This is a genomic window from Stappia stellulata, assembly GCF_020176715.1.
Taxonomy (GTDB): Bacteria; Pseudomonadota; Alphaproteobacteria; order Rhizobiales; family Stappiaceae; genus Stappia.
In genome coordinates this window covers 63,770-88,260 of record NZ_JAIVMF010000002.1, presented here as the reverse complement: position 1 = coordinate 88,260, position 24,491 = coordinate 63,770, and the positions used below count along the sequence as shown (strand labels likewise).

The 24,491-nt window shown below is 59.1% G+C and carries 25 protein-coding genes and 3 pseudogenes; 9 read left to right on the top strand and 19 right to left on the bottom strand.

The features are described 5' to 3' along the window. Positions 1–30 precede the first annotated feature (30 nt). From LC092_RS03455 to LC092_RS03415, 9 genes and pseudogenes are all read right to left on the bottom strand, one after another. Positions 31–993, bottom strand: a complete 963-nt coding sequence (locus LC092_RS03455) for a Gfo/Idh/MocA family oxidoreductase (RefSeq protein ID WP_224805041.1) — start codon at positions 991–993, stop codon at positions 31–33. A gap of 325 nt (positions 994–1,318) precedes the next feature. Next, positions 1,319–2,242, bottom strand: a complete 924-nt coding sequence (locus LC092_RS03450) for an acetamidase/formamidase family protein (protein ID WP_224805040.1) — start codon at positions 2,240–2,242, stop codon at positions 1,319–1,321. Between the two features lie 90 nt (positions 2,243–2,332). Next, positions 2,333–2,452, bottom strand: a pseudogene (locus LC092_RS03445) (IS5/IS1182 family transposase); the annotation flags it as partial. Positions 2,453–2,577: 125 nt separating this feature from the next. Beyond that, positions 2,578–3,879, bottom strand: a complete 1,302-nt coding sequence (locus LC092_RS03440) for an amidase (protein WP_224805039.1) — start codon at positions 3,877–3,879, stop codon at positions 2,578–2,580. A gap of 24 nt (positions 3,880–3,903) precedes the next feature. Then, positions 3,904–4,668, bottom strand: a complete 765-nt coding sequence (locus tag LC092_RS03435) for an ABC transporter ATP-binding protein (protein WP_224805038.1) — start codon at positions 4,666–4,668, stop codon at positions 3,904–3,906. 3 nt (positions 4,669–4,671) lie between these two features. Further along, positions 4,672–5,397, bottom strand: a complete 726-nt coding sequence (locus tag LC092_RS03430; protein WP_224805037.1) for an ABC transporter ATP-binding protein — start codon at positions 5,395–5,397, stop codon at positions 4,672–4,674. Then, on the bottom strand, positions 5,394–6,314 hold the full coding sequence (locus LC092_RS03425; protein ID WP_224805036.1) for a branched-chain amino acid ABC transporter permease: 921 nt from the start codon (positions 6,312–6,314) through the stop codon (positions 5,394–5,396). Before LC092_RS03425 ends, LC092_RS03430 begins: the two co-directional genes overlap by 4 nt. 7 nt (positions 6,315–6,321) lie before the next feature. Next, positions 6,322–7,323 carry a branched-chain amino acid ABC transporter permease gene (locus LC092_RS03420; RefSeq protein WP_224805035.1) on the bottom strand — a complete coding sequence of 334 codons (1,002 nt, stop codon included), beginning with the start codon at positions 7,321–7,323 and terminating at the stop codon, positions 6,322–6,324. Positions 7,324–7,416: 93 nt separating this feature from the next. Continuing rightward, positions 7,417–8,643, bottom strand: coding sequence for an amino acid ABC transporter substrate-binding protein (locus LC092_RS03415; RefSeq protein WP_224805034.1), 1,227 nt, complete (start codon positions 8,641–8,643; stop codon positions 7,417–7,419). 148 nt (positions 8,644–8,791) lie between these two features. Between LC092_RS03415 and LC092_RS03410 the strand changes: the two genes are divergently transcribed. Next, positions 8,792–9,664, top strand: coding sequence for a helix-turn-helix domain-containing protein (locus LC092_RS03410; RefSeq protein WP_224805033.1), 873 nt, complete (start codon positions 8,792–8,794; stop codon positions 9,662–9,664). A gap of 217 nt (positions 9,665–9,881) precedes the next feature. On the opposite strand, the pseudogene LC092_RS03405 reads toward LC092_RS03410, so the two are convergent. Together LC092_RS03405 and LC092_RS03400 are read right to left on the bottom strand one after the other, a co-directional pair. After that, positions 9,882–11,141, bottom strand: a pseudogene (locus LC092_RS03405) (NAD(P)/FAD-dependent oxidoreductase). Then, positions 11,115–12,015: pseudogene (locus tag LC092_RS03400) on the bottom strand (IS3 family transposase); the annotation flags it as partial. The pseudogenes LC092_RS03400 and LC092_RS03405, both read right to left, overlap by 27 nt. A gap of 167 nt (positions 12,016–12,182) precedes the next feature. Between LC092_RS03400 and LC092_RS21325 the strand changes: the two are divergent. Next, positions 12,183–12,569, top strand: a complete 387-nt coding sequence (locus LC092_RS21325) for a DNA adenine methylase (protein WP_412103520.1) — start codon at positions 12,183–12,185, stop codon at positions 12,567–12,569. Beyond that, a complete protein-coding gene (locus LC092_RS21110; protein ID WP_318245903.1) occupies positions 12,566–12,862 on the top strand; it encodes a DNA adenine methylase in 297 nt (98 codons plus the stop codon). Before LC092_RS21325 ends, LC092_RS21110 begins: the two co-directional genes overlap by 4 nt. A 230-nt stretch (positions 12,863–13,092) precedes the next feature. On the opposite strand, the gene LC092_RS03390 is transcribed toward LC092_RS21110, so the two are convergent. Next, a complete protein-coding gene (locus LC092_RS03390; protein ID WP_224805032.1) occupies positions 13,093–13,845 on the bottom strand; it encodes a hypothetical protein in 753 nt (250 codons plus the stop codon). Then, the gene (locus LC092_RS03385; protein ID WP_224805031.1) at positions 13,845–14,216 is read right to left on the bottom strand and encodes a hypothetical protein; all 372 of its coding nucleotides are present in this window, start codon (positions 14,214–14,216) and stop codon (positions 13,845–13,847) included. Before LC092_RS03385 ends, LC092_RS03390 begins: the two co-directional genes overlap by 1 nt. 190 nt (positions 14,217–14,406) lie before the next feature. Here LC092_RS03385 and LC092_RS03380 point away from each other — a divergent pair, with 190 nt between their 5' ends. After that, positions 14,407–14,961, top strand: coding sequence for a recombinase family protein (locus tag LC092_RS03380; RefSeq protein WP_224805030.1), 555 nt, complete (start codon positions 14,407–14,409; stop codon positions 14,959–14,961). Between the two features lie 192 nt (positions 14,962–15,153). On the opposite strand, the gene LC092_RS03375 is transcribed toward LC092_RS03380, so the two are convergent. Continuing rightward, positions 15,154–15,627: a recombinase family protein gene (locus LC092_RS03375; RefSeq protein ID WP_224805029.1), complete on the bottom strand. Its 474-nt coding sequence runs from the start codon at positions 15,625–15,627 to the stop codon at positions 15,154–15,156. 475 nt (positions 15,628–16,102) lie between these two features. Between LC092_RS03375 and LC092_RS03370 the strand changes: the two genes are divergently transcribed. Beyond that, positions 16,103–16,642, top strand: a complete 540-nt coding sequence (locus LC092_RS03370) for a hypothetical protein (protein ID WP_224805028.1) — start codon at positions 16,103–16,105, stop codon at positions 16,640–16,642. 331 nt (positions 16,643–16,973) lie between these two features. Here LC092_RS03370 and LC092_RS03365 read toward each other — a convergent pair whose 3' ends face one another. Continuing rightward, the gene (locus LC092_RS03365; protein WP_224805027.1) at positions 16,974–17,276 is read right to left on the bottom strand and encodes a hypothetical protein; all 303 of its coding nucleotides are present in this window, start codon (positions 17,274–17,276) and stop codon (positions 16,974–16,976) included. Beyond that, positions 17,276–17,668 (bottom strand): hypothetical protein, encoded by a 393-nt coding sequence (locus LC092_RS03360; protein WP_224805294.1) that lies wholly within the window; start codon positions 17,666–17,668, stop codon positions 17,276–17,278. Before LC092_RS03360 ends, LC092_RS03365 begins: the two co-directional genes overlap by 1 nt. Before the next feature lie 13 nt (positions 17,669–17,681). Between LC092_RS03360 and LC092_RS03355 the strand changes: the two genes are divergently transcribed. The 3 genes from LC092_RS03355 (at position 17,682) to LC092_RS03340 (ending at position 19,250) form a co-directional block, all read left to right on the top strand. Beyond that, positions 17,682–17,888 carry a relaxase/mobilization nuclease domain-containing protein gene (locus LC092_RS03355; protein ID WP_263626990.1) on the top strand — a complete coding sequence of 69 codons (207 nt, stop codon included), beginning with the start codon at positions 17,682–17,684 and terminating at the stop codon, positions 17,886–17,888. Continuing rightward, complete coding sequence (locus tag LC092_RS03350; RefSeq protein WP_224805026.1) at positions 17,885–18,037, top strand: type II toxin-antitoxin system RelE/ParE family toxin; 153 nt, start codon at positions 17,885–17,887, stop codon at positions 18,035–18,037. Before LC092_RS03355 ends, LC092_RS03350 begins: the two co-directional genes overlap by 4 nt. Before the next feature lie 472 nt (positions 18,038–18,509). Beyond that, entirely contained in the window at positions 18,510–19,250 is a 741-nt protein-coding gene (locus LC092_RS03340; RefSeq protein ID WP_224805025.1) for a hypothetical protein, read from the top strand. A gap of 153 nt (positions 19,251–19,403) precedes the next feature. Here LC092_RS03340 and LC092_RS03335 read toward each other — a convergent pair whose 3' ends face one another. The 3 genes from LC092_RS03335 to LC092_RS03325 form a co-directional block, all read right to left on the bottom strand. Further along, entirely contained in the window at positions 19,404–21,296 is a 1,893-nt protein-coding gene (locus LC092_RS03335; RefSeq protein ID WP_224805024.1) for a ParB/RepB/Spo0J family partition protein, read from the bottom strand. After that, positions 21,238–21,747, bottom strand: coding sequence for an antirestriction protein ArdA (locus LC092_RS03330; protein ID WP_224805023.1), 510 nt, complete (start codon positions 21,745–21,747; stop codon positions 21,238–21,240). Before LC092_RS03330 ends, LC092_RS03335 begins: the two co-directional genes overlap by 59 nt. A 541-nt stretch (positions 21,748–22,288) precedes the next feature. Continuing rightward, positions 22,289–22,870 (bottom strand): hypothetical protein, encoded by a 582-nt coding sequence (locus LC092_RS03325; protein WP_224805022.1) that lies wholly within the window; start codon positions 22,868–22,870, stop codon positions 22,289–22,291. 319 nt (positions 22,871–23,189) lie between these two features. Between LC092_RS03325 and LC092_RS03320 the strand changes: the two genes are divergently transcribed. Then, the gene (locus LC092_RS03320; protein WP_224805021.1) at positions 23,190–24,482 is read left to right on the top strand and encodes a DUF4407 domain-containing protein; all 1,293 of its coding nucleotides are present in this window, start codon (positions 23,190–23,192) and stop codon (positions 24,480–24,482) included. The last annotated feature ends 9 nt before the right edge of the window (positions 24,483–24,491 follow it).

The following is a 24,491-nucleotide window of genomic DNA, read 5'->3' as shown; positions in this document are numbered from 1 at the left end:
GACGGGGAACGCGGTCCGCCGCCGCCGATATCAGGCCTTGCCGACCAGCATCGCCTCGATGAGGCGCTGTACGCTGAGCGCCTCTTGCGGTGTGGCGAGTGGGTGCGGCTGGCCCTTCAGGCACAGCGCCAGGGCGTCGAGTTGCGCCTTGAGGCTCGCCGCGCGGGTGTCGGAGGGCGCAGGCTCCAGCGGCGCGAAGGGGCCGCCGTCGGAGCGCGTCAGGATGCTGAACTCGCTGATCCGGTAGCTGGCGCGCGCGCCCTTGACGGTGACCTCCTGCCGATCCGGCTGAGCTCCGCCGACGCTGGCCATCACGGTGACGGGAACGCCCGCAGCGGCCTCGAGCCGGGCCTGCATATGGGTTTCACAGAGCGACGGATCGGCGGGATAGGACGGCTTCGCCCACATAAGGGTCAATGGCCCGACGACGCGTTCGGAGAAGAACAGGAAATGCGACAGGACCTCGCGCGTCATCCCGCCCTCGGCGCGAAACCGCAGCCAGTCCGCAGCCTTTTGCCAGGCCCGCGGCCATGCAGGATAGGTCACGACGATATCCACGCCGACGACGTCTCCCATGGCGCCGGACTGTGCGGCCTCGGACACTTGTGCCAAGGCGGAACCGGCAGCTTGGGTGAAATTGACCGCGGCCGGAACACCAAGCCGGTCCAGCCCCGCCACGAGGGTTTCGCTTGCCGCGACATTGACGCCGAGCGGTTTTTCAAGAAACAACGCCTTCCCCCCGGCGGCGGCTTTCAACGCATAGGTTTTGCGCGGTTGGGGCGGACACGCAAGATAGACAAGATCCGCGGCCTCGATCGCGTCGTCCGCGCTTGGCGCGACCGATGCCTCGGGCGCGAGGGCCAATGCGGCCGCGCAAGCCTTTGGGTTCGGATCCCACAGGATATCGGGTGCATATTCCTCATGCACCCGCATGTGCTCCAGCATGCGTTGCCCCATGATGCCCAATCCGATGATCGCGGTTTTAGTCGCCATGCGCTGTCGCCTCTATTTGCTGATTTTTGAAATAATATTCGATGAAGTGTCCCATGGGTTTCGCCCGTGAAGACTTGCTATCCGGGCAACTTGTTCGCAAATCGCCGCAGCCAAGTGCAGCCTCTGATGCGATGCCGATCAGTGGGCCTGCGCGCAAAAATGACTAGGCCTCGTTGACGCCCCCGTCTGTTGCCATGACGCTGTCTGACGGAACACGAACGGCGGCTTCCGGTGTCGAAGCGCTTGGCCTTGGTGTCCCCCGGACCGCCACCGCGCGACCTTGCAGTCCGCCGGCGCTTTGCCGGCACCGACCTGAGATCACAGGTCAGAGCAACGCTTTTTCCATCATCATATGCACCCCTTTTTCGCGGTTCACCGTCTGTGTCACGCGAAGGTTTCCGGCCAGCGAACACAGCATGTAGGCCTCTGCCGCGCCAATCGCTGCGCGTTTGGAAACGACGTCAATCATACGGCGCACTGCGATTTCGACACAGGTATCCAGATCGGCATGCATGCCCATGGTGATCAGATGGGTGGGTGTTTCAGCCTCGGGGTAAGTGATGTCCAGATCCCGGCGCACCGTCAGGCGGAACCGGCCTTGCAACGCCGTCTCGACGGCAGTCACGCAGACCTCGCCATCGCCCTGTGCGCCATGCCCGTCGCCGCATGAGAAAAGCGCGCCGTCATTGAAGACCGGCAGATACAGCGTCGTCCCCGCGACAAGTTCCTTATTGTCAAGATTGCCGCCATGCACGCGCGGTTCGATCGTTGAAATCCGTCCCCAAGACAAAGGCGGCGCCACCGCCATCACACCGAAAAATGGCGCAAGAGGCAGTGTCTTTCCCCACGGCAGCGTCGCCTCGCCCGCCTCTGGATCCAAAGGCAGGATCATCATGTGTCGCTCTGGAAAGTCCAGTGGCAGTGTTCCAGCTAAAGGCCTCACATACGTATAGCCCCAGTCCTGCCGAAGCTTCACATCAAGAATATCAATCTGAAGCACATCGCCGGCTTTGGCACTTTCGACGGCCACTGGCCCTGTCAAAAGATGGCCCGGGACAGACGGCGCGCCCGCGGCATGAATTGCGCGCAGTTCGGGCGGGACATGAAAGCCATCACCGGGAAGTACTTCAGGTCCGCCGGACACCGTATTGATCGTCACCTCCGCTCCGCTTGGCACCGTAGCGACAGGTTTTCGCGTGGCGTCAAAATACCCCCAATGGCAAGTGTCGGGTCCCGCATCGACCATCATACCGGCATTCCTTGTTCTGTTGGGGTGCGCAAATTGGCACAGTGCACCCCGATCCTATGGTCTTCAGCGTCATCATCAGGCGGACGCACCGCCGGCCCTAAGAACATGGATGATGCCAGGGATCACCCTGCGATCGCCACCGCCGTTCCTCGGTAAGATCGGCTCAATCACGGCCCATTGTCTATCCGACAGCCAAAACAGGTGTCCAATCGATGCCTCCAAATCACTGATTTCGCAATTTGAATCTGATTAGCTACATCAAATCAATGCTATCAAAGGTTGTTGAACCTAGTGACTGTACTCGTTCAGTTCGCCCCGATCAGAACAACCTGCATTCATGACCTGTTCAATAATTTTTCGACTTCATCTGCAATCGCCAGAAGCTTTGGGTCTTGTCCGTGCGGCAACGCGAGTTGGATCCCGATCGGCAGAGACTGCGTCGGCACCGGCAACGCGATGGCGCAGAAGTTCAGGCAATTGCCCAAACGCGTGTAGCGCGACATCGGGACTTTGCTTTCATCCACGCGATCAACGGTCGGCGCCACCATCGGCGTGCCCGGCAAGAGCAGAGCGTCGACACCTTCAAACAAACCGAGACTCTCTTGCCGCATCGCCTGCAACTCGATCAACCTTTGACGATATGTTGCCTCGCTGATCGTGGCGCCATATTGCACCCGCTGCCGCACGAACTGGTCCAATTCGGCCGCGTGGTCGTCCACGAGGGCCCTGAGCTGACGATACGCTTCGAAGGCGACGATATCGCCGTTCAACTGCTGGAACTCGACGAATGACATCGGCAGCTTGACTTCCTTAAAGGTCACGCCCGCCTCGCAGAGTTGCGCGAGCACCCGTCGATATCCCTCGAGTACGGCAGGTTCGATCGGCGCCAGATCCGCCTCGGACACGCGGATCATGCAAAGACCGTCTAGAGCGACGGCGGGGTGTTCGAAACGAACGCCTGCCGCGGCTTCGGCGGCGCGCTTGGCATCGGCGATCGAACGTGCCAGCGGGCCCAGCGTGTCGAAGCTGGGGCCGGTCGCCGCGACGCCCTGCAAGGGAATGAGGCCGTAACTCGGTTTGTAGCCCACCACCCCACACAGGGTTGCGGGGATCCGAATGGAGCCGCCCGTATCGCTTCCAAAGGCAACGGGCGCGAAGCCCGCCGCGACCGCGACGGCCGAACCGCTGCTCGATCCGCCCGTGATACGATGGTTCTCCTTGTCCGCCGGATTCCACGGCGAGCCCTGAACCGCGTTCGTCCCCCAACTGCCCACCGCGAACTCGACCATGTTGGTCGTGCCAAGAATAATGGCGCCTGCCGCTTCCAGTCGGTCGATGAGCGGGGCGTTGCGCGCGGCCGGTCCGCTCGCATAACACAAGGAGCCGAACCCCGTGGGGTGGCCGACGATGTCGACCAGGTCCTTGATCAGGACCGGAACGCCATGCAGAGCGCCAAGCGGCTTCCCCTCGCGAGCGTCCCGATCCAGCGCGTCGGCCCTTTGTCTCGCGGCCTCGGCAAACACGGTCGAGACGGCGTTCAGCTTCGAGTTGCAATCATTAATCAAAGCGATACATGCGTCGACCCGTTCGCGCGCGCTCGGTCCAGTTTCTGATTGGGGTGCTACTTCGAGTACCATGTCAATCTTCCGTCTCTCAACGCATCAGTCGATCTGATAGTCCAGCCATTCCTGGATCATCGCCTTCAAGCCCTCGTCATCGCCGAAATCGGCGCTGGCGCCTTCGGCGCGGTTTGCGCCCAAATCAAGAACGTAGAGGTAATCCGAAACCGCCGCGCACTGACGGACGTTCTGATCGACCAGAACGACGGTGACGCCTTTTTCCGGCAGGCCCGAGATAAAGTCGTACAATTCCCGGCTTACCTTTGGCGCCAGCATGGCGGTGGGTTCGTCCAGCATGATGATATCGGGATCGATCACCAGCGCGCGGGCGAGCTCCAGAAAGCGTTGCTGACCGCCCGACATGGAACCGGCGGAATCGTGTCGCTTGTCCTTGAGGATAGGGAACATTTCGTAGGACCGCTCAAGCGCTTCTTGAATGCGTGCCTTGTCGCTCCGGATCCCCCAACAGCCCAGACGCAGATTGTCCTCGACCGTGAGATCGTTGAACAGGCTCCGGTTCTGCGGAACGAAACTGACCCCGCGCCCCACCATATCGGAAGGTTTGGTCCCGTTGATGCGCTGACCGTTGTGACGAACTTCGCCTCGAGAAACCTTCAAGAAGCCGTAGAACGTTTTCAAGGCTGTCGATTTGCCTGCGCCGTTAGGGCCGATAATCCCGGTGACAATCCCCTCGCGAACTTTGATATTCAGTCCGTTCAGGACGGAAATATCGCCATGATAGGCGGCGTAGACGTCTTTCAGTTCCAATGGCACGGGGCCGTCAAGTCTCCGGACAGTGGCGTTCATGGCCTAACCTCCCAAATAGGCTTCGACCACCTTGGGGTCGTCGCGGATGTCGTCGACACCGCCTTCGCAGATCACTTCGCCCTGATTGAGGACATAGATGTGATCGGACAGGCGATAGATGGAAGTCAGGTCGTGGCTCACCAGAAGAAAGCTGATACCCGCTTCTTTCATTTGCAGGATCTTGTCGGTAATCAGGGTGCAAAGCGTGGGGTTCACGCCGGCAAAGGGTTCATCCAACAGGATCAGCTTCGGCTCCAGCATCATGACGCGGGCCAGCTCCAACAGCTTTTGCTGGCCGCCCGAAAGTTCCTCGCCGTTGTTCATCTTCAAGTCGTGAAGGTTGACTTCCGCCAACCCCGCCTCGGCGAGGGCGATCAGTTCGTCTTCCGACTCCGGCCGGTTCAACATGGGGATCATCAGATTGTCGATCAGCGTCAGTCGCTCGAAGGTCCGGGGAACCTGGAAGGTTCGTCCGATGCCGGCCGCAGCAATCTCGTGCGGCGTGAGTCCGATAAGGTTTTGACCATCGAACTCCACACGCCCCTCGTCGGCCCTGTACATGCCTGCAATGCAGTTCATCAACGTCGATTTGCCGGCACCGTTGATGCCGATCAGCCCGACGATGGTCCCGCGTCCGACCTCCAACGTGGCCTGGTTCACCGCCACGTTGCCGCCGAAGCGTTTCACAAGGCCATCGACCACGAGAATTGGGTCACTTGTCCAGCTCATCGCATCACCTTCCGTCCGAAGAGGCCTTCGGGTTTGAACATGACCACGGCCACCAGCATCACGAAGCCGACCATCTGGGCGGCCGACTGCGGTAGAAGGACATTCGAGAACTGCTCGACCATGCCAAACAGCATCCCGGCGAGCAGCGCACCGATCGGGTGGCCAAGGCCGCCCAGCACGATCACGATGAACGCAAAGAGCGTCAGCGGAGCGCCGCCGTTGGGGTCGACCGAGGGGATGACCAAGGTAAGGATCACGCCGGTGACACCAGCAAGGGCTGCGGCCAACCCGAACGCGTTCGCCGAAAGACGATCAATGTCGATGCCCACCACCTGGATGGCATCCCGGTTCATGATCGCACCGCGCAGCGCCTTGCCGGGAAGCGTTCGGTATATGAACCAGGTCATCGCGGCGATGATCGCCAGGTTGATCACCAGCGCCACCAGACGTGCGGTGGGCACGAGAACTTTGCCGTCGCGGCCCTTGCCATAGGCGTCCTCCACCGTGAGCAGCGCGATATTCACCGGATCAAAACTGAAGTTCACCGGACGGATATCGGCGCCGTAAATCCAGGTGATCGAAGAAACCAGCATCAGCGACACACCGAACATCAAAAGAAAGCTCGATGTCTCGGCGTCGTCTGAGTATCGCAGGCGCGGAATCAGCAGGTAGTAAGCCGCAACGCCACCGAAGAACATCGCGATCGCCACCACCGGCAACGCAGCGAGCGGGTTCAGTCCGGTCAGACTGAACACCGAGTAGGCCAGGAACGACCCGATGAGGACAAATTCACCGTGGGCGAAATTCACAACGCGCAGGACGCCCATCATTACGTTCAGGCTTGCTCCGATCAGTGCGTAGATCGCGCCGAACACCAGACCGCCGATGAGCGCATTGTAGAGAAGGATAGAGCTCATGGTGTCCTCACATGAAGTAGTTGCGCAGGCGCGGATAGCGGCGGATCAGCGTGCCGATGATTCCGCGCGGCGCAAAGAGAATGAGAAGTGCGATCACCAGTCCCAACAGGAAGCTGTTGAGCTCGGGGAAGGCGCGCCAGACGAGCTCGTCCGCCCAGACCAGCACAACCGTGCCCACGACAGGGCCGATCACCGTGCCCAGGCCGCCCGCCATGGCGTAGATGATCGCCTTGGCCGTAACCAGCACATCGAACGCCGTGAATGTGTCGAAGGCTCCGGTAAACCAAGCCTGCACTCCGCCGACAAGCGAGGCGAAGAATGCAGACACCAGCCACGCGTATAGTCGCGAGCGCACCACGTTCACGCCCATGGCGTCCGCGGCCTCGGCATCTTCGCGGATTGCCTTGAGCGATCGTCCCAAACGGGACTCGGCCAGCCAGGATGCGGTCAAAAGCGCCATGACCAGGACGACCAGCATCGCGTAGTAGCCCTGGATGCGATCTGTGAGCACGCCGATGTTCATGCCGAGGCTGCCGCCGGTGATCTCTTCTGGCATCAATGCGATGCTGCGCTGCAAGATAATTGCCAGCGACAGGCTCACGATCGCGAAGTATATCCCCGACAGCCGAAGCGTGGGCGCGAACGCCAGCGCCAGGAGGATGCCCGCACAACCGCCCATCGGCACTGCCAGATAGACCGGAATGCCCAAGAGTTTCACGGCGATCCCGGTGACATAGGAGCCCAGGCCGTAGAAGGCGACGTAGCCGAAGGGCATATACCCTGTGAAACCCGCAACGAAGTTCAGTCCCGTCGCCATCGTCGCCCCCAGCATGAAGGCGAAGTAGATCGACAGGTTGCCGTCACGGACGGGCACCATCGCGCACCAAATGACAATGGCCAGGATCAACGCGTACCAGATCGCGCGTCGGATCCGGCGCTGTCGTTTGATGTCACTGCCTCGCCCCAGCGCGCCTGTCGCGGTGGGGGCCGTTTGGGAAAGATCAGCCATTGAGCGCTTGCCCTGCATCCATGAGATTGAGGAAAGGTCAGAAATGTCCAAGTGGCCGCCGCGTTGCGCGGCGGCCTCATGGGATGCCGCCGGTCACCGGTCGCTATAGGCCGGCGCCGGGAAGACGGGGTCCGCAGTGGCGACCGCAGGCGGAAAAATCACCTCTAGGTTTCCCTCGCCTTGGTTCTGCATGACAACGAACTCCATGGACACCTGCTTGCCCGTTTCCTCGATCGCGTAGGGACCGGTCATCACGGTCAGGTTGCCCGACAGGTCGATGGCAGCCTGTTTCATCTCTGCCGGGTCGGTGGAGTCGGCCGCCTTGATGACTTCCTCCAAAACGACGCCCGCACCGTAAGCCAAGGCCGTCTGGAAGTCCGGCTCATAAGCCGCATCGGGGAAGAGCGCCTCATACCGCTCCATCATCTCGGCACGTGTCAGGCCTGCGGTAACGTCCCAGTTGACCTTGGGATTGATCAGCGTTTGCGAGAAAAGGAACTCCGCATCCTCACCGATTTCGAGGAACTGCGGCTGCGCGCCATAGAACATACCGACAGCGTCGAAGTTCGCATCCAGCTCGCGCAACTGGCGGGCGATAATCATCTGATCGCCCTCGTAGGACGTCGGAATGAACGCCTGCGCGCCGGAGGCCAGCGCCTTCTGGATCAGGATCGAGTAGTCCTTGGTGCCGGTCGAGAAGCTCTCCACCATGGTCACCTCAATGCCATTCGCTTCAGCCCATGCCTGCTGACCCTTGGCGATGCCCGCCGGGAAAGGTTCGTCCAGATAAGCAATGGCCACGGACTTCACACCATTGGCGTGCATCGCCTTGATGGTCGGCAGTCCCAGAAGGGATGCGGCAAGCTGCGTGCCGGACACAACGTTCCGGTACCCCTGGGCATAGATGCTGTCGGCGGACGCGGACCAGATCATCAGGAATTTGTCGAACTGCTCTGTCGTGTTTGCGGCGGCACCGGTCAACGTCGATCCGAAGGGTCCGAAGAGGATATCGACCCCTTCTTCCTTGATCAGCGTTTCATACACCCGCGGGACAAGCGCCTTGTCCGAACGATCGTCAAGCGCAACCAATTCGACCGGACGCTTCTCGCCGCCGACTTCGATGCCACCGCGCGCGTTCACGTCGTCCAGCCAAATCTGGAGGCCGCGTTCGCCCGATTGCGCGGCCAGAGCAAAACGACCGGTTTGCGAAACGGTCATGCCGATCTTGATCGGTTCCTGCGCCATAGTGATATCCGCGCTTGCAAGGGCGCCGATTGATACCATGGCCAAGGCAAGCGTCGCCTTCCTGAGAATAGACATGTTACCTCCATCTGTTGTGTTGGATGCCCAAGGTGATTTGCCCCGGCCAAACAGTCTGCAGCTGACGACAGTTCGCGCCTAAACTGCCCGCGAACTGACGGGACCAGTATCGAATCCGTTCGTCGCGTATTGCAACGACATGACGAATATGACCATGTCGCTTGTTGACGCGATTCAAGGATCAAGCAGCGACATGTCCGACGATGAGTTTTCGTTCCTGCCGATGAATCTGAAATTCGCCGCGGGTTACTATCCGTCGGTGTCCGAGCTGTGCCGCAGGCTGGGAATCAACCGGCAACAGTTCATGAAGTACCTCTCCGGCGCCGCGTATCCTTCCCGCAGGAGCCTACGTACGATCTGCGACTTTCTGGGCGTCGATGAGTTCGAACTGCTGCTGCCGCCGGATCAGTTTCGAAAGATCATCGCGCTCCGTCCGACCAAGAAATCCGACTTGCCCCCGGTTTTGAGCACGGTTCCCGATCTTCTGTCTCTCTCACCCCAGCAACGCAGCCAGGTCGCGAAGATCCATGGGTACTACTACGAGTATTATCTGTCGTTCTCGACGCCCCAGCACATTTTGCGCGCGCTGATCCACATTTACCCATCGGACACCTACACCTTCTTCAAACGCATCGAGAGATTGCGGATGGATGGTCAGGACGGCCCGCCCGATGTCTACAAGTACGAGGGGATCGTCACCAATGTCGGCGACCGCTTCTACCTGTTCGATCAAGAGTCGATTACCGGCTCTGAGCTATCCCAAACGATTTTGTTCCAGAGCTACCGAAACCGCGTGTCCTACTTGTCGGGCTTGCGGATGGGCGTTTCAGGCGCGGATGGACACGAGCCGGTGGCGTCGCGCATTGTCTTGGAGTTCATCGGAGGCTCGGTGAACCGCAGAGAGGCAATGTCCGGCTGCAGCATTTACCGTGTCGGTTCGCCTGAAATACCATCGGGGATACGCGAACACCTGACCGCTGGCGGCCGCATGTCGAACCCGCTTCGGGGGGCGATCTTTTAGCTGCGCAGCCGAAACAGGGCACCCATACCCCGCGGAGGCGTGATGTCAGGCGCGTCCGGAACCGCACGTGCGCGACGTGTGGTGCCGCCGGTGGATGCCGAAGGCGTCTTCCCGCACGCGGCAGCCGATGCACAAAGGTTTGCCTCAGCGTGCAATCGCCACGATCATCATGCGCGGACCCGGAGAACGATGGTTGACCGGGCAAGTTCGTTTGCCGTTATCGGAAGCGATCCGGCGAGAAGGGAGCGAGGTCCAAGGTAGGAGGCAAGCCGGCGATCAGACGTGCAATCTGCGCCGCGCTCGCTGGCCCGACGACCATGCCGATGTGGCCGTGACCGGAGGCGATGAAAAGATTGTCCCAGCCACCAGGGCGCCCCAAGATCGGCAAGCAGTCCGAGGACGAATCCCGGTCTCCGTACCATCTCGAAACGACCGAGCCCGCGGGCCTGTTCAAAACGCGGAAGGCACGCTCGACCAGCCTCCGGGAGAGCGCCCATTTCGGAGGGGACGTGCGTCAGCACAGTTCGGAGCCGGTGGTGAACCGCAGACCATCGTGCATCGGACTGATCACCACTCGGTCATCGGATGCAATGACCAGGATGCGGATGTTACCGGCCGCGGGAGCGAATGTGAAGTGATAGCCGCGTTCGGCCTGAACCGGGGTCGCAATGCCCAACGGGCGTGTGAGATCACGCGAAGCGGCGGCGGCCGCGATCACCACATGGTTGACCGCAGTCGATCGGGCTGAAAAATCCACGTGCGAGATCCGGCCCTCCGAGCTGGTCAGCCCGGTTGCCTGATCCGCGACGACGCTTCCACCGTTGCGGCGAAAGGCGTCGACGATGGCCCACACCAATCCGGCGGGATCACGCAAATACCCGCCGTCGGCGTTGAAGTAAGCATAGCGGATCGACGGTGATATACCGGGCTCGATCTCGTGGGCCTCGTCGCCTGTCAGACGGCGGACAACGATGCCCCGCTCCTGCCGGCGCCGTTGAGCTGAATGCGCGGCGTCGAACTTTTCCTTGGTCCGGAAGACGACGAGGCGCCCGCAACTGCTGATGAACTCCGCTCGTTCCGCCGGCGACAACAGATCGTCATAGCCCTCGAACGCCCGTGACGTGAGGCTCCAGAGAGCCTTGCACTGCAGCTTGTCGCAGGAGTTCCAGAATCGCATCAGCCATTCGGCTGTCCAGGGCAACTGCATCAGGCGCACATCGAGCGGATGATGACGGTCGAGCAAGTACGAGAGCGCGTTCAGCCGTATGGACGGTCTCGGAATGGGCATGAAAGAGCCGATCCCGATGTTGCCCGCATTGCCCGCCGAGCAGCCGCCGGCCCCGAGGTCGGCTTCGATCAGGGCGACGGACAAACCCAGCTTCTGGCAAAGTTGCGCGACGCTGGCACCGACGATCCCACCTCCGATGACATGAACATCATGGACGCTTCGGGACATGAGCCGTTTTCCGGATGCGATGTAGTGCAATTCCACCCGATGATCCTTCGACCAGGCGAGGATGGCGTTCGAGGTGAACTCGGTGCCGTGGTCGGAAACGATCATGCCTGGCTTGCCGCGGCGGCCGATCAGATTTGTCAATTCCCGTGCGACGCGTCTACCGGAGATCGAGGTGTCCGGGATGGCAGCCAGACACTCGCGCGTCACGTCATCGACGATGTTGAGAACGCGAAAGCGCCGGCCGCAGGCGAACTGGTCGTGGACAAAGTCCAACGACCAGCGGGCATTGGGCAGCGCCTCGACCAGGATGGGGGCGCGTGTACCGACTCCGCGTCGTCGTGCCCGTTGCTTGCGCACCGCCAAACCTTCCTCACGGTAGAGCCAATAGATGCGGTTGATGCCGGACGGTTCGCCCTCGCGCCTGAGCAGGATGAACAGCCGGCGGTAACCGAAACGCCGCCGTTCATTGGCAAGATCACGCAGCCGGCCGCGCAGCTCCGTCTCAGGCGGCCGGCAGGGTCGGTAGCGGATCATCTTGCGATCGGCACCAACGATCGTGCAGGCCCGCCGCTCCGACAGGCCCATGGCGGACCTCAGATGCGCGACGGCGTCGCGTTTTGCAGCGGGCCCTAGCATTTTTTTGCAAGCAGATCGCTAAGTGCCGAGGCTTCCAGCATCTGATCGGCAAGCAGCTTCTTCAGCTTCGCGCTCTCGTCCTCCAGAGCCTTCAAGCGCTTGGCGTCGGAAACGTCCATCCCGCCATACTTCGCTTTCCAGTTGTACAGCGTCGCCTCGGAGATACCGTGCTTGCGCGCAAGATCGCCCGCCTCGCTCCCGCCTCATGCTCGCGCAAAACCGCGATAATCTGCTCTTCCGTAAATCGCTTTCGCTTCATCCGTCCATCCTTCAAAACGAGGCCGGACTCTAATCCAATCTGGAGGAAATTACCCGTGGCAGGTCAAAATGGGCAACTGGAAAGCGCTGGCTGTTTGATAGTGAACAGTTTGAAGCTCCCCAATTTGACGGCAGTTACATCGAACCGTTTTTGGGTGACGGCGCTGTATTTTTTTCAGGCTTGCTCCTGAAACCGCCGTCCTCAGCGATGCGAATTCGCGCCTAATCGAGCTATATAACGTTGTCAAAGTGCAACCTATTGCTTTCAAAACACCCCTAAAGAGAAATTCAGACGAGAATATTGAAAACTACTACCATGAGGTCAAAGCGACTAATTTTTTCTCCGAATTGGAGCGTGCAACTCAGTATCTGCACTTGAACAGTACCTGCTATAATGGTCTGTATTGTGAAAATAAACTTGGACAGTTCAAGGTTCCTATCGGCACGAAAGACACGGTGGTGTTTGAGACGGATGATTTTTATGCCTGGTCCGCAGCGCTTCAAAACGCAAACCTGATTTGTTGCGATTTTGAGTTAACGATAGACGGCGCATAGGAAGGGGTTTTGTATTCGTGGATCCACCTTACACTGTGATGCACAACCTCAACGGGTTCGTGAAATACAACCAGAACATTTTCGCATGGGAAGACCAAGAGCGGCTGTGCAAGGCATTAAAGCGAGCATCCGAGCGCGGCGTGATGTTTGCCCTAACCAATGCTGATCATTACAGCATTCGAAAGCTTTATGATGGCTTTGGAACGCAAAGAAGATTGAGCCGCTATAGCATGATCGCAGGCGGTGCCAACTACCGTTCCAAATCAACCGAACTTTTTATCACCAATTACTAAGCCGATTTTACAAAGACTGGCCGGGGGGATGGAACGGGGGCGCGCAGCGGGCCCCCTTCCCAAGATGGTTTTGTACTACAAGACACATCTTGCGCGCGTTGCGGAAACGAGCTGTTCACGCGGTCCGTTGTGGCAGTTTTTCTATAGCAAAAAAGGCTCATCGGTGGTTCATATGACCCGAGTTGCACCGGATAAGGTCAGCTCGCTTAGCACTTGCTGCTGCGCTTATCTTATCGCCCCATGCCCGGGATCGGGCCGGTCGAGATCATGTCGGGGCTGATGCTGAGGTCTTCGGCGGCTGCAGGGTCCGCACGCCCGGAGGCCAAGTCTCTCTCGGCGCCTGCGTCGAGTTGCAGACCGGGAACGCGGGCCCGTACGGCATCCGGGGCGTGTTCCTTGAGATCCTCGCGCAGCGCGTCGAACTCCTCCCGTGAAAGATCGCCGGCGTCGAGACGGTCGCGGGCGCCGTCAAGCCGGGCCTGGTAGTCGAGAAGGTCCATTCGCTCCTGTGTGAGATGCTGCTCTTCGTCAAAGGTAGCCTTGTAAGCTTCCCATCGCGGGCGAGCGTCGTCGATCTCCTGCGGTGCGATGGTCTGCGCTTCGATGGCGTTGCCGTGCTCGTCGAACACCTGCAGGCCGTCTTCGGTCTTGAACACGCGGCGTCCATCCGGCAGGACATGCGCCCTGGCAAGCATCGCGTCCAGACGGTCCCGGACCTGCTCCAGCGCCAGACCGTTTTCCTGCAGGGCGGCAACGGTCGCCGCATCGTATGTTTCAAGCTCGACCCGGAAGTCCGCGATCTCGGCGGCGGTTACGACCAGAACCGCCGCATCGAGCATGTCGGACATATCGTTTTCGGCTTTTTCCGCCTTGGCCTTGCGCTCCCGCTCCTCGTGCAGGCGAAACATGTGCTGGTGACGGCGCAGGGCGTCGGCACTGCGCGTGAATTCCCGTCCCAATGTCCCTGACGCCACGATCTGCATTATTCGCCGCACTCCTTCTTCACCATGGCCGCGATCACGACCCACGGCGCGTAATCCGAGTATTTTTCAAAGGTGCTTCGAATTCTCAACGAAACCCCTCTATTCTCGTGAAACCAGTCGCGGATGCAGTTCGATCCGGTTGTGACCCTCTCCCCGGCTGCGATCGTATCCTTGCGAAACCGTGCGTAGGCCAGACCCTCGACGATCCCGCCCACGAACCAGACGAACTCGTTCGGTGGCAATTCCTTCAGAACCTTGCCCGCCGTCACATACTCTTCTTCTGCCTGAGCGCCGGGCGCTGTCGAGAGCACCACGCCGCCCGCCAGAAACGCGACTACCGCATTGATAAAAAGTGGCTTTCTGCGCTGCATAAAGGAACCATTTTGCTAAATTTCCATTACACAATCGCGCTATGGTAGAATCGAAAAAGACATTGGAAGAACCGCCGGTCCGCGCATGCAATGCGACGTTCGGCAGCGACAAACACAAGATGAGCAGAAGGGTTCCATTCTGCTCGATGGAAAAGGAAGTCCCGGAAAAACGCTATCTGACTGAAACGAAATGAAAAAACTTGGATATTTACGCATATCCACGCATGAACAGCGGCCCGACCGGCAAATCGACGGGTTGCACGGCCTGTGTGACGAACTCCATATCGAGACGCTTTCCGCCGTCTCTGCGCATCGTCCGGTTTTCGACACTCTCCTGTCCAGACTAACGACCGGGGACCGGCTCATCGTCTGGGATCTCGACCGGGCGTTTCGCTCGACCATCGATGCCATCGTCACCGCCGAAGCCTTGCGCGAGCGCGGTGTGGGGTTCCAGGTCGCCACGCTGATGATCGACACGGAAACGCCGGCGGGCGAATACACCTACACGATCATGGCCGCGACGGCGCAGTTCGAGCGGCGCAATCTCGCCAAGCGCACAAGGGAAGGGATGGAAGCCGCCCGCAGGCGCGGCGTGCGGCTCGGCAGGCCGCCGCTCTTGAGCCATGACCAAGTCGAGGACGCCAGACGGCGCATCGACGCCGGGCTCGCCGATGCCGCCACCCTTGCCACGGAGTTCGGCGTATCCAGATGGACGGTGGAGCGGGCGGTGCGACCTCAGGGATAGCAGTCATTTTTGGAAGCCGCCTTCAAGAACCTCATGAAATCACATGTTTATTTCCATGGAACCGGCCGGCGAAAATCTGGTATAGTTGAACGATGAGCAAGACTGACACGATCGACGCCAATAACCGGCGGGAAATGGGATTTGTACCCGGTTTCCGTGACCGGCAAAGCTTGGCGGGTATAGCTCACGATCTCAAGATGAGCAAATGCGATTCCGCCCATCTGGCCGCACCAGGCCGCGCAATAGCGAATTTTGAGGGCAATACGCGCCCTTGTCTTCGAGATCCCGCACCCTTCCGATCAAATGCGGGAGCGACCGTCCAAGACGATCGAGCCGCCAAACAGTAAGAACGTCGCCGGGCGCGAGCGACCGCATCAGCTTTGCCAACCCCGGCCGTTTCTCCGATGCGCCGGAGGCCGTTTCGGTCACGATCGTTTCACATCCCGCCGTCGTCAGTGCGTTGCGTTGTGCGTCTGGATTCTGGTCGATCGTGGAAACGCGAGCATATCCGACTTTCATGCGGATATTTTGCGACAAGATTTTGCAACGCCCAAGTGTTTGATTTTGTTCATCCACAAGTGGCGTTGCAAAAAGGATCGTTTTCGCAAAAATCTTTCCGAGATTAAGCAGAAGTAAACAGTGTTTGATCTGAAAAATTCGCTTCAATATTTTTAACGATCTTTTCGAGTTCTACTTTTGCTTCAGCTTGTAAACCTAGGCAGACGCTACTCTGGCGGTAAATCGCCCTGCAAAGCGGGGCGATTTTAATTTTCACTCTTGGTTCGCTCCTACTCACCAAAGATCAGGGGGCGGATTTCCCTTTGACCTCCCCGCCGTCCTCTTCTCGCTCCCCATGCCACCAGTCAGCCAGCCCCGACAAGGGACGCTTCGCTCAAGCCCTTGTCCGGTCTGTCCGCCTGTCGGCTTTTTATGGGGGCGAGGACGGCTCCGAAGATCAGGGAAATTCAAAAGCCACAGATCAACAAAACCACATTTGTGGTTTTGTGCATAACCCTGAATAGACGCTTTCAATCCGCCATTGGTTCGAGGATGAAAGCGTCCGACCGCCTGGGAGGCGATCTCTTTTTTTCGGTTTAAATAAATATTTGCATAAAAAAGAATTAATGCTTACAATAAAGCTATGAAATTCATATTTTTATTGAATATCGCATTTATTTTTATTTCCTTTAATTCATCTGCACAAGCAGCGTGCAGTTCCCCGCCAGGCCAAGCCAGCCAAACACGCTACGATTTCACTGCAAATAAATTATATTATTGCAATGATACGGATTGGGTTGAAATGGGTGGCAGTGGTGGCGGTTCTTCAATAGTACCGATTGATGTAAAATTAACGACTGCGGCAAATAACGGAAATTTTGGCGGTTTTTCTGGTATGAAGTCTTTCATTGAAGCAAATGGATGTACCGGGTATCAGGTTTGCACAGGTAATAATATTTTTCGATACATGGAAAATGGAGGAACATCACCATCAGAAATGGTGTGGTTATCTCCAAACAGTGGAAATTGGATCTCCACTTGTAACTCTTGGACTTCAGTAGATAGTTCGTGGACTTTCCATGGGACTGTTTGGGGAACGCCTGTTAGCGGAGGAAGTATCAATCCCGGAGTAGGTAACCACCGCTGTTCAGACACATTCAAGGTGGCTTGCTGTAAGTTTTAATAGCTTGTTTTCGGGTGTTGATTTGAAAAATTCAGGCCTTTTAAGCCCTTCGGGCTATCTGAGACAGAATACCCCAAATAACTGATCCAATGAAAAGGTAGAATCCTCTCTTCACCATTTCGCCAGTCGTTGCCCCATAGCGCCGATCATAGAATGCTTGGGCTTGGGCCATGGCCTCATCGGTCGGTAAGTTGAAGCCGAGAAAGATGCCCATCCCCAGAAAAAGAACCCCAAATACAAACCCCAGCCACGCCAGCACTGATCCAATACGAACAAAAAACATCATTCTCTCAATCGTTGTTACAAACGCATTAGTCTAATGCGCCAAGAACTAAAACGGGATTTCATCCGATTCCGATCCAGATTGCCCTTCTGAGGGCTTCTCTGGCTTTTTAGGGATAAAGGATAGGCCAAGGGCTTTCTCTGCCGTGCCGATCGCCTCAAGTCCCTGATCGAGGGCATTGGCGATCACCTGCAATGTCCCGTTCTGATCCTCACCGGCATGAATGCGGGTCATGGCCTGCAACATCGCTTCGTTCATGGCTGACCAGGCGACGTGCAAGGCCTTTTCCTCCGGCTTTTGAGCAAACTTCGCCGCCGCATCCAGGTAGAGATCCTCGCCCCTCTCATCCATCAGAATTCGGCCTTTTTCACACCCTGGGACGGATCATGCTCTTTCGGTGCTGGTTTGCCGACCTCGGCAATAACCTCATTCATCCACACCACATATTCGGGCGCATGGTACTTGTTGACCATGTAATCCAAATCCTCGCCCCATCGGCCATAGGCGACACGAAGCCCCGACACACCCATGAAGTGATCGCCCATCACCGTATTGAATGCGCCGATATTGACGGCCTCGCCTTGAACTTCATAGCCGATGCGCATCCCGTGATAATGCTGGTGATCGAAGATCAAATGGGCAACCTGGAGCGTGTCCGGCTTGGCAATGATTTTCAGCTTGGGATGGCCTTTCAGCCATGCCCAGACCATCGTCAGAACGACAACAACGCAGAGAATAACCATCGGGATTGCCGCTTTGGGCTTGTCCGATCGGCAAGCCCTGATCGTTTCTCACAACGATACCGCGCATCCTCATGTGCACGTGATCGTCAACCGTGTTTGCCTTGAAACAGACCGCGCGGCGATCATGGGCAAGGTCGAGACCGGCCTGCGTGGCCCGGCAGCGACCAAAGCTACCAAGGCCGAGATCCTGGCGGAGCTTCGCGCCGAACGGGGCGCATGAACTATCAGCTTTCCGAGCAAGCCCGCACCGATATCAAGGAGATCATCCGCTACACGATCGCGCATTTCGGCGAGGCGCATGCGGACGAATACGCCGACGGGCTCTTCTACAGCTTCGATCTGTTGATCTATAATGCGCCAGATTTTTAAAAGATCGGGTTGGGTCCATCGGCCTGGGGCCAAGGGGCTACGGAACCCATTCGCTAAAACGGACCAAGGCGGCTCAGATCTACAAGAAGACCGGAAACTTGAGGGCTATTCAACTTCTGCTCGGCCACACAAATATGGACAGCACAATCCGATACCTCGGTGTTAATCTGGAAGACGCGCTTGCGATCACGGAGGGCCTCGAAATCCAATGAAGCGGCGGGTTGTCGGCCAATCCGGTGACCCGCTCTCCATTGCCGCCATTCACCGCGCGATCGAAGGACCGGAGCGCGGGACAGAGCGGTCGTTCCGAATAGAGAGCTTTGCAACCGATTTTCATAAATTGTGATTTCATCGAACTGAGCGTCACAACGATTTGTCGCGAAGTAACGGCTCGACCTTTGAACTATCTGGTGCTCTGCCGTGATATGGTTACAAAACTATATATGTTCGATGCGCAGTTCCGATTCTAGGGATGGATAAGATGGTGATAGTTGAGACTGAGCTGTGGGGTAAAAACAACCCGCTTTTCATGTATGGTAACCCAGAAAAGCTTGACGACCTTCTGGGTAGGGCATTTGGTGAAGTAGTCACAGGATTTGAAAAATCCGCGGCGAAGTCCGTTGGTAGTCAAATGGAAATGGCTGCCAAATTTGGTTCATTTTTGTCAATTCTAGGGTTAGGAGAAATAGAAGGTAAAATATCTGGAGAATTTGATTCTTCGAAAGCGAAAACAGTATTATCAAAAATTCCATTCGATCAAAAATTGAAGGCACTTGAACAATACGCACTTACGCAGGATTTTTTTCCCTACTTAAACGCATTTGAAGGGAAATCACTTGAAAGGCGACCGGGACAATTAGTTCAATCTTGGCCTTCAACTACAATTGGCCCGGAACATCAGGTCGATAACATAGGGCAGATTCTGGGAATTTTTGAAGCCGAGAGGCTTGTTCCGCCGCACGACGACAACGCTAACATAGGTAGTGAATATTTCGGATCGCAGGATACTTGTTGGCTCTTGAGATCTGTAAGTGACTCGGTTGTCTATGTTGAGATGCCCATATTCTTGAGACACACTAGATCAAACAGTCAACACGGGGTTATGGCCTTCATCAAATCCAACGGACGTTACAAAATCGAGTGCTTTGGGCTTTTGACCTGGTCTGACGACAAGGTTACAACCGATCCGATAGCATGGCGCCTATTCTATTAGATTCGATTTCTTAGTGGTTACATAAAAGATCGACTTCACGCGAAGCGAGCGTCTCCTTTGGGCTCAAAGCGGTTATTTGTTGCAATCAAGACGAAGGTGAACCCGAAACGCAAATCCGCCCGCTGGCCGATGCCAGCGGGCGGATTTTTTGCCTTAAGCCGCGTGTGTCTTGATCGCCTCGGCGAACGGCTTGGCGGTTTTGATTGCGTCCAGTCCTCCGCGCTCGGTGTAGCCCCGCATCGGGAACCCCATGTAGCGCGGTTGCCAGTCGGTCTTGCGCGGTTTGCGGGAGCCGTCCAGATGCTGGCGGATGATGCTTTTCTGCACCTTAGCCGTGGAAGCGGTGTGCGCCTCCGCCGTGTGTTTGCCCGCCACCTCTTCGACCATGGCGTTGATCGCGTCCTTGTCGCGCAGGAGATCGAAGAACGTCTCGTCCGGCGTCCAGTGATTGCGCATGTCGGTGCCGAGCCTGTCGCCCAAGGCCTCCACGAGACCGGAGCCGCAGCACAGCGTTTCGGCGACGGCGAAGGTGAAGATACGCCGCACCGTGTCGTCATTCAGCCCGCACAACCGCCCGAAGATATCCGCGAGATCGTGCCCGCGCCCGTAATCGGCCTTCCGGCAGACAAGCATGTCGGCGTTGCTCTTTTCAAGGCCGAGAAGAGTTCGGATCTCCTGCCGCTCGGCGTCGAAAGCGGTGTGTGCCGTGTTGTCCGGCAGGCTTTGCGCGATGGCCTCGCTGTTCGCCCGTTGCGGATCGGCGTGCACCTGCCAAAGGGCGGAGCCCGCGATGATCTGCGCTGTTGCAACGCGCAAGGCAAGGCCCTGATTTGAGAGCAAATCCAGCCGGACGGCGGCATGACGGTGCAAGGCCAGATAGTTCTGCATCGCCTTTGTCAGTTCGGGCCTGCCCGGTGCGTCCGCACCATCGCCTGCATCTCTTGCCCTCTCGCGCCGCCGGGCTTCGGTGTCGGTGATCCAGCCTTCATGACAGGTGACCTCGCCGTTATGGCCGATCTGGATGTAGACGCGGCCTCCCTCGGCCTTATCGGCTTCCCTGTGCTCCCATTTTGGCCAGTGCCGGCCGATATCCAGTACGACAACCTCTTGCCAGCCATCCGCGAGATACGCGGCCTTGCGTTTGGCAATGGCGGCGTTCTGCAAGGCCCAGAATTTCGGCGCATCGTCGAACCGCCGCGTATCGTCAAACAGGTCCGATACGATGCTTCCGTCATATGCGTCCTCGTCGAAAAGCGCGTTTTCGACCGGGATGTCCGCCCCGCCAAACAGCCAGTTCCGCAGCGCGTATCCTGTCGGGGCGCGGGCGGTTTCGTCCTTGAACAAGGCCCACCATTCCTTTTGCTGGCGCCTTGTCGCCATGGTGAGGGTGCGGATCGTCTGCGCGCCGATGTCTTCGCGGCGATAGGCGTTCAGGATCGGGTCGATCACATTGGCGATTGCCAAGCGTTGGGTGACAAGCCGCTCCGTCACGCCGAACCGGGCCGCGATGTCGGCCACGCTGCCGCCCTGTTTGGCGAGCGCGGCGAAGGCCTTGTACTGGTCGATCTCGTCCATCGGCAGGCGGGCGATGTTCTCGGCCAAGGATGCCTCGACGGCCCGCGCATCTTCGCCGTCTTCCATGATGATGCAGGGGACGGGGTCGGATGGGGTGTTTTCGGCCAGCTTGGCAAGCGCATGAAAGCGGCGCTGTCCGGCGATGATTTCATATCCTTCACAATTCGCCCGCACCAAGAGCGGCTGCAAGAGCCCGAGCGAGCGGATGCTCGGCAGGAGATCGGCAATGTCCTTGCCGCCGCGCTTTCGGACATTGACGGGCGCGGGCTTCAGTTGGTCGAGGGTGAGATGGGTGAGTTTCATGGGTCTGTCTCCTTTTTTGGTCGGTTGAAAATCGGTGCGTCCTTGCACCATCGGACGGCCTTGGCTTCGTGGGGCCGCAACCCGTGCGGGCCGTCCTGTGCTGCGAGGATCAGTCGAAACGAACAATGAGGCGCTCGCCCGCGACGATGGCCTCGACGAAGCCGTCATGCTGGAGATCGCGGGCGATGCGCTCGAAATCGAGATAGGGGGCAAGCCGCTCGGGGATGTCGCCGAAGAGCCCCTCGTCGACGAACTCCTCGGCGAGTTCGGTGAGGGTCGCGGTGTGGTAGACGGTGAGATCGATGCGACCGGGCGCGTCGATCACCGCCGCAGGCGGGTAGCCGCCAAGACGGATCGCGAGGATCGCGTCGCGCTTGTCCTCGTAACTCCAGTCGTCAATGGCCTCGATGAAGGCCGCGATCCCGGCCTGTCCGGGCTGCCATGCCTCGAAAAGCTCAAGGTCGATCTGCCCACCCTCGATGACCTGGAGTTCGACTTCCTCGACCGGCTGGCAGAAACTGTCGGTGAGCTTGGCGATTTTTTCGCGGTATTGATCGATCGTCTGGAAGTAAAAGCCCTCGACGGAAATGGTGTAGGGCTGGGCGTAGAAAAGCATCATGGTGGCCTCGCTTTGGGTAAGGGTTGAAATCGAGCGAAGCCCTTCGAACGAAACGCCGCGCATGCACCCTTGGCCAGCGCCGAGCGTCCAATCAGACTCATGTAAAACGCCGCCCCCGGCCCCGGTCGGGGGCGATCCGCATATGGACGGGAGACCGCAAACACGGGCGCCCCAAAGCCGCACCGCTTGGCGCGCGCGCGCAAGCGCGGTCCGACCCACACGGGAGCCGAGCGTCACGCGAGGCGAAGGGAGCGGGCCGGGAGGACTGGGGCTATTGGATCAGGCGGCCTGTGGCGGTGTAAGCTGGCAGGACGGGTGCCAAGCGCGGGATATCCCGCGCGGCAAACTTCATATACGGCGGCACATGTGCCGCCGCAGCCATCGCCTTTTCTGTCAGGGATCGTCACCCGCATGGGCCGGGACGCTGAAGACAAAGCCGAGGCGGCCCGGTGACGCCGCAGGGGCATTGCCTCCCTGCGGCGGAATAGAGCCCGGCCTCATCCGCGATGAGGGACAGCGGGACTTTTCCTCGTTCCATCCTTCAAAGCGGATCATTCGCCAGATCGGTCAAGAACACATCGATCAACGACCCGCAGGCAAGGTAGGACATGTCCGTGGGGTCGAGGAGACCGGTCTGGAGTTTTCGCGAATGGTTGAGCACCGTGCCGACGACGGTGGTATGGAGCAATCGAAGCCGAAACAACCGAACCGGATCGTGCCCTTTTTCAAGACGCAGACCCAGCCGCCGGTAGAGTTCGTGAACGGCGTCAATCAACGCGAGGGCATCGGCTTTCGTTTGGTCGGTCTGGAATTTTCCGGGCAAGGGGCAGGAGCGGCACTGACGCGCCTTGCGATTGCCGAGGGTCCAATTCCGGTGGCATGTCTGATTGAAGTAACACTCCGCCAGAACATCAAAGAACGTCACACGGACAAGGGCCTCATGGCCCGGATCGACGAGCTTGAGAAGGCGCCTGTGTGTCCCGTGCCAGCGATTGAAAACGGGCCGCGTCAGGCGATCCCGCAACTTGAGAAAGACGGTGCGAACCGTCTTTTTCGACAGACGCGTCGAGCGCGCCGTGATCTCGATACTGATCCCTTGCGCAAACATGTAGATGAGCCGCATGAGCGTTTCGTCGCTCAGCTTGCTTGACGCCCGGAACTGGCTCGCAGGTGTCTTCGACATGCTTTGGGTTCCGCTCGACAGCCTCGAATTTCCATCATCCAGAAATCAATGTCATTTCAGCACGATAATGCAGTCACCCTGAAGCTTTTCTTCCATAACTGATTAGATCGACCCGGGCAGTGCTTGATCGCGCTTGCCCCAGCGCCGACTATTTAGATCGACGCTTTTCCAATCCCTTCAAAAAACGACCGCGCCTTGAAAGGCGGAGTCCGCCTGCGTTCCGGCGGTCGCGGTCTCATCGGCAATGAAGGGATACATCATGCCAAATCAGCACACTGACCTATCCACCGCCCCGACCCGCCGGGAGCGCGGGCCGGCCATGGGGTTCACGGCGGCGATCCTTGCGACCACGGCCGTGTGTTCGGGCGGCATGATGGCGCTCGGCCTGCCGAACATTTTGAGCGGCGACGGGCTGTGGCTTGCCGCCAAGGTTTCTCTGGTGACGGTGGCCGCGACGGCGATCGCCTTTGCGGTCAACAAATTCGCGATCGAGCGCGGCGCCCCGCTCACGGTGATCGGCTATCGCTCGGCCGGCGCGGTCTCGCTCGCCTCGATGCTTGCGGTCGGCGGTACGATGTTCGCCGCGACCTATCCGGGCCTTGTGCACAAGGACGTGGCGTTCTTGGCGCTGCAGAGCCATGGGGAGGCGTTGAGTGCGGGGATTGCCGCGCGCAATGCCGCCGCCGGGCGGGCGGCGCGCATCATGCCGGTGGTCGATGCCGGGGTTGCCGATCTGTCGCGCACGCTGGAGTGCGAGATCCGCGCCTCCTGTATCTCCGGGCGGGGTTCGGGCGGCTACGGCCCGGTCGCTAGGGCCATTGAGGAAAAGCTCGGACGCGCGCAAGGCGTTGCCGGAGAGATGGCGCGGGGCCGGTCGGCGCGCACGCAGGCGCTCAAGGAGCTCACCGGTCTGATTGCGGACTACCAATCGGTTCTGTCTGACACGACGCGGGAGATCGCGGCGCGGCGCGTCGCGCTCAAAACCATCGATGCGCGGCTGCGCCAGCGGGCCATCGATCTGCGTGAAGCCTTGCCGCTCGCCCTGATCCGCGCCTATGCGGCGGACCTTGAGGCAGGCGCCTCCATCCCGGGGCGAACGGAGGCGACGCGGCGGCTGAGCGCGGTTTTGGCAAGGCACGGCGCGGCGCTGCGCGAGGTGCTTTCGACGGCTGAGACGGAGGCAGCGGCCTTTCCGCCCTTTCCGGGGCGCACGGGCGTCAGCGCCACCTTCGGCCATATCCCGCACTTCCTGCCTGTCGCGGCGGTCGCCGCGCTGGTGGAGCTGGTGCTTCCGCTCACCTTGTGGATCTACACGCTGCTGACGCTCTCCTGGCGGAGCTACCGCCGCGAGCGCCCCCGTCCGCGCCCGGCGACCAGGGTCGATCTGATGGCCGAATTTTATGCCGACGACGCGAGGGACGACCCAGCGCCGGCAGACGACCGCACGGACGCAGGCGCCCCGCACAGGCCGCGCCGCCGCGACCGATCCGATCCGCGCGCAAACGGGCGCTGGCGCGATCCGGGCCACCGCCCAAACGGCGGAACACGCTGAGCTGAACCG

Bases quoted from the DNA above. Each gene is read 5' to 3' on its own strand.
- LC092_RS03455 (WP_224805041.1), bottom strand. From the start codon at position 993: ATGGCGACTAAAACCGCGATCATCGGATTGGGCATCATGGGGCAACGC.
- LC092_RS03450 (WP_224805040.1), bottom strand. From the start codon at position 2,242: ATGATGGTCGATGCGGGACCCGACACTTGCCATTGGGGGTATTTTGAC.
- LC092_RS03440 (WP_224805039.1), bottom strand. From the start codon at position 3,879: ATGGTACTCGAAGTAGCACCCCAATCAGAAACTGGACCGAGCGCGCGC.
- LC092_RS03435 (WP_224805038.1), bottom strand. From the start codon at position 4,668: ATGAACGCCACTGTCCGGAGACTTGACGGCCCCGTGCCATTGGAACTG.
- LC092_RS03430 (WP_224805037.1), bottom strand. From the start codon at position 5,397: ATGAGCTGGACAAGTGACCCAATTCTCGTGGTCGATGGCCTTGTGAAA.
- LC092_RS03425 (WP_224805036.1), bottom strand. From the start codon at position 6,314: ATGAGCTCTATCCTTCTCTACAATGCGCTCATCGGCGGTCTGGTGTTC.
- LC092_RS03420 (WP_224805035.1), bottom strand. From the start codon at position 7,323: ATGGCTGATCTTTCCCAAACGGCCCCCACCGCGACAGGCGCGCTGGGG.
- LC092_RS03415 (WP_224805034.1), bottom strand. From the start codon at position 8,643: ATGTCTATTCTCAGGAAGGCGACGCTTGCCTTGGCCATGGTATCAATC.
- LC092_RS03410 (WP_224805033.1), top strand. From the start codon at position 8,792: ATGACCATGTCGCTTGTTGACGCGATTCAAGGATCAAGCAGCGACATG.
- LC092_RS03390 (WP_224805032.1), bottom strand. From the start codon at position 13,845: ATGCAGATCGTGGCGTCAGGGACATTGGGACGGGAATTCACGCGCAGT.
- LC092_RS03385 (WP_224805031.1), bottom strand. From the start codon at position 14,216: ATGCAGCGCAGAAAGCCACTTTTTATCAATGCGGTAGTCGCGTTTCTG.
- LC092_RS03380 (WP_224805030.1), top strand. From the start codon at position 14,407: ATGAAAAAACTTGGATATTTACGCATATCCACGCATGAACAGCGGCCC.
- LC092_RS03370 (WP_224805028.1), top strand. From the start codon at position 16,103: ATGAAATTCATATTTTTATTGAATATCGCATTTATTTTTATTTCCTTT.
- LC092_RS03365 (WP_224805027.1), bottom strand. From the start codon at position 17,276: ATGGATGAGAGGGGCGAGGATCTCTACCTGGATGCGGCGGCGAAGTTT.
- LC092_RS03360 (WP_224805294.1), bottom strand. From the start codon at position 17,668: ATGGTTATTCTCTGCGTTGTTGTCGTTCTGACGATGGTCTGGGCATGG.
- LC092_RS03350 (WP_224805026.1), top strand. From the start codon at position 17,885: ATGAACTATCAGCTTTCCGAGCAAGCCCGCACCGATATCAAGGAGATC.
- LC092_RS03340 (WP_224805025.1), top strand. From the start codon at position 18,510: ATGGATAAGATGGTGATAGTTGAGACTGAGCTGTGGGGTAAAAACAAC.
- LC092_RS03335 (WP_224805024.1), bottom strand. From the start codon at position 21,296: ATGACGGCTTCGTCGAGGCCATCGTCGCGGGCGAGCGCCTCATTGTTC.
- LC092_RS03330 (WP_224805023.1), bottom strand. From the start codon at position 21,747: ATGATGCTTTTCTACGCCCAGCCCTACACCATTTCCGTCGAGGGCTTT.
- LC092_RS03325 (WP_224805022.1), bottom strand. From the start codon at position 22,870: ATGCGGCTCATCTACATGTTTGCGCAAGGGATCAGTATCGAGATCACG.
- LC092_RS03320 (WP_224805021.1), top strand. From the start codon at position 23,190: ATGCCAAATCAGCACACTGACCTATCCACCGCCCCGACCCGCCGGGAG.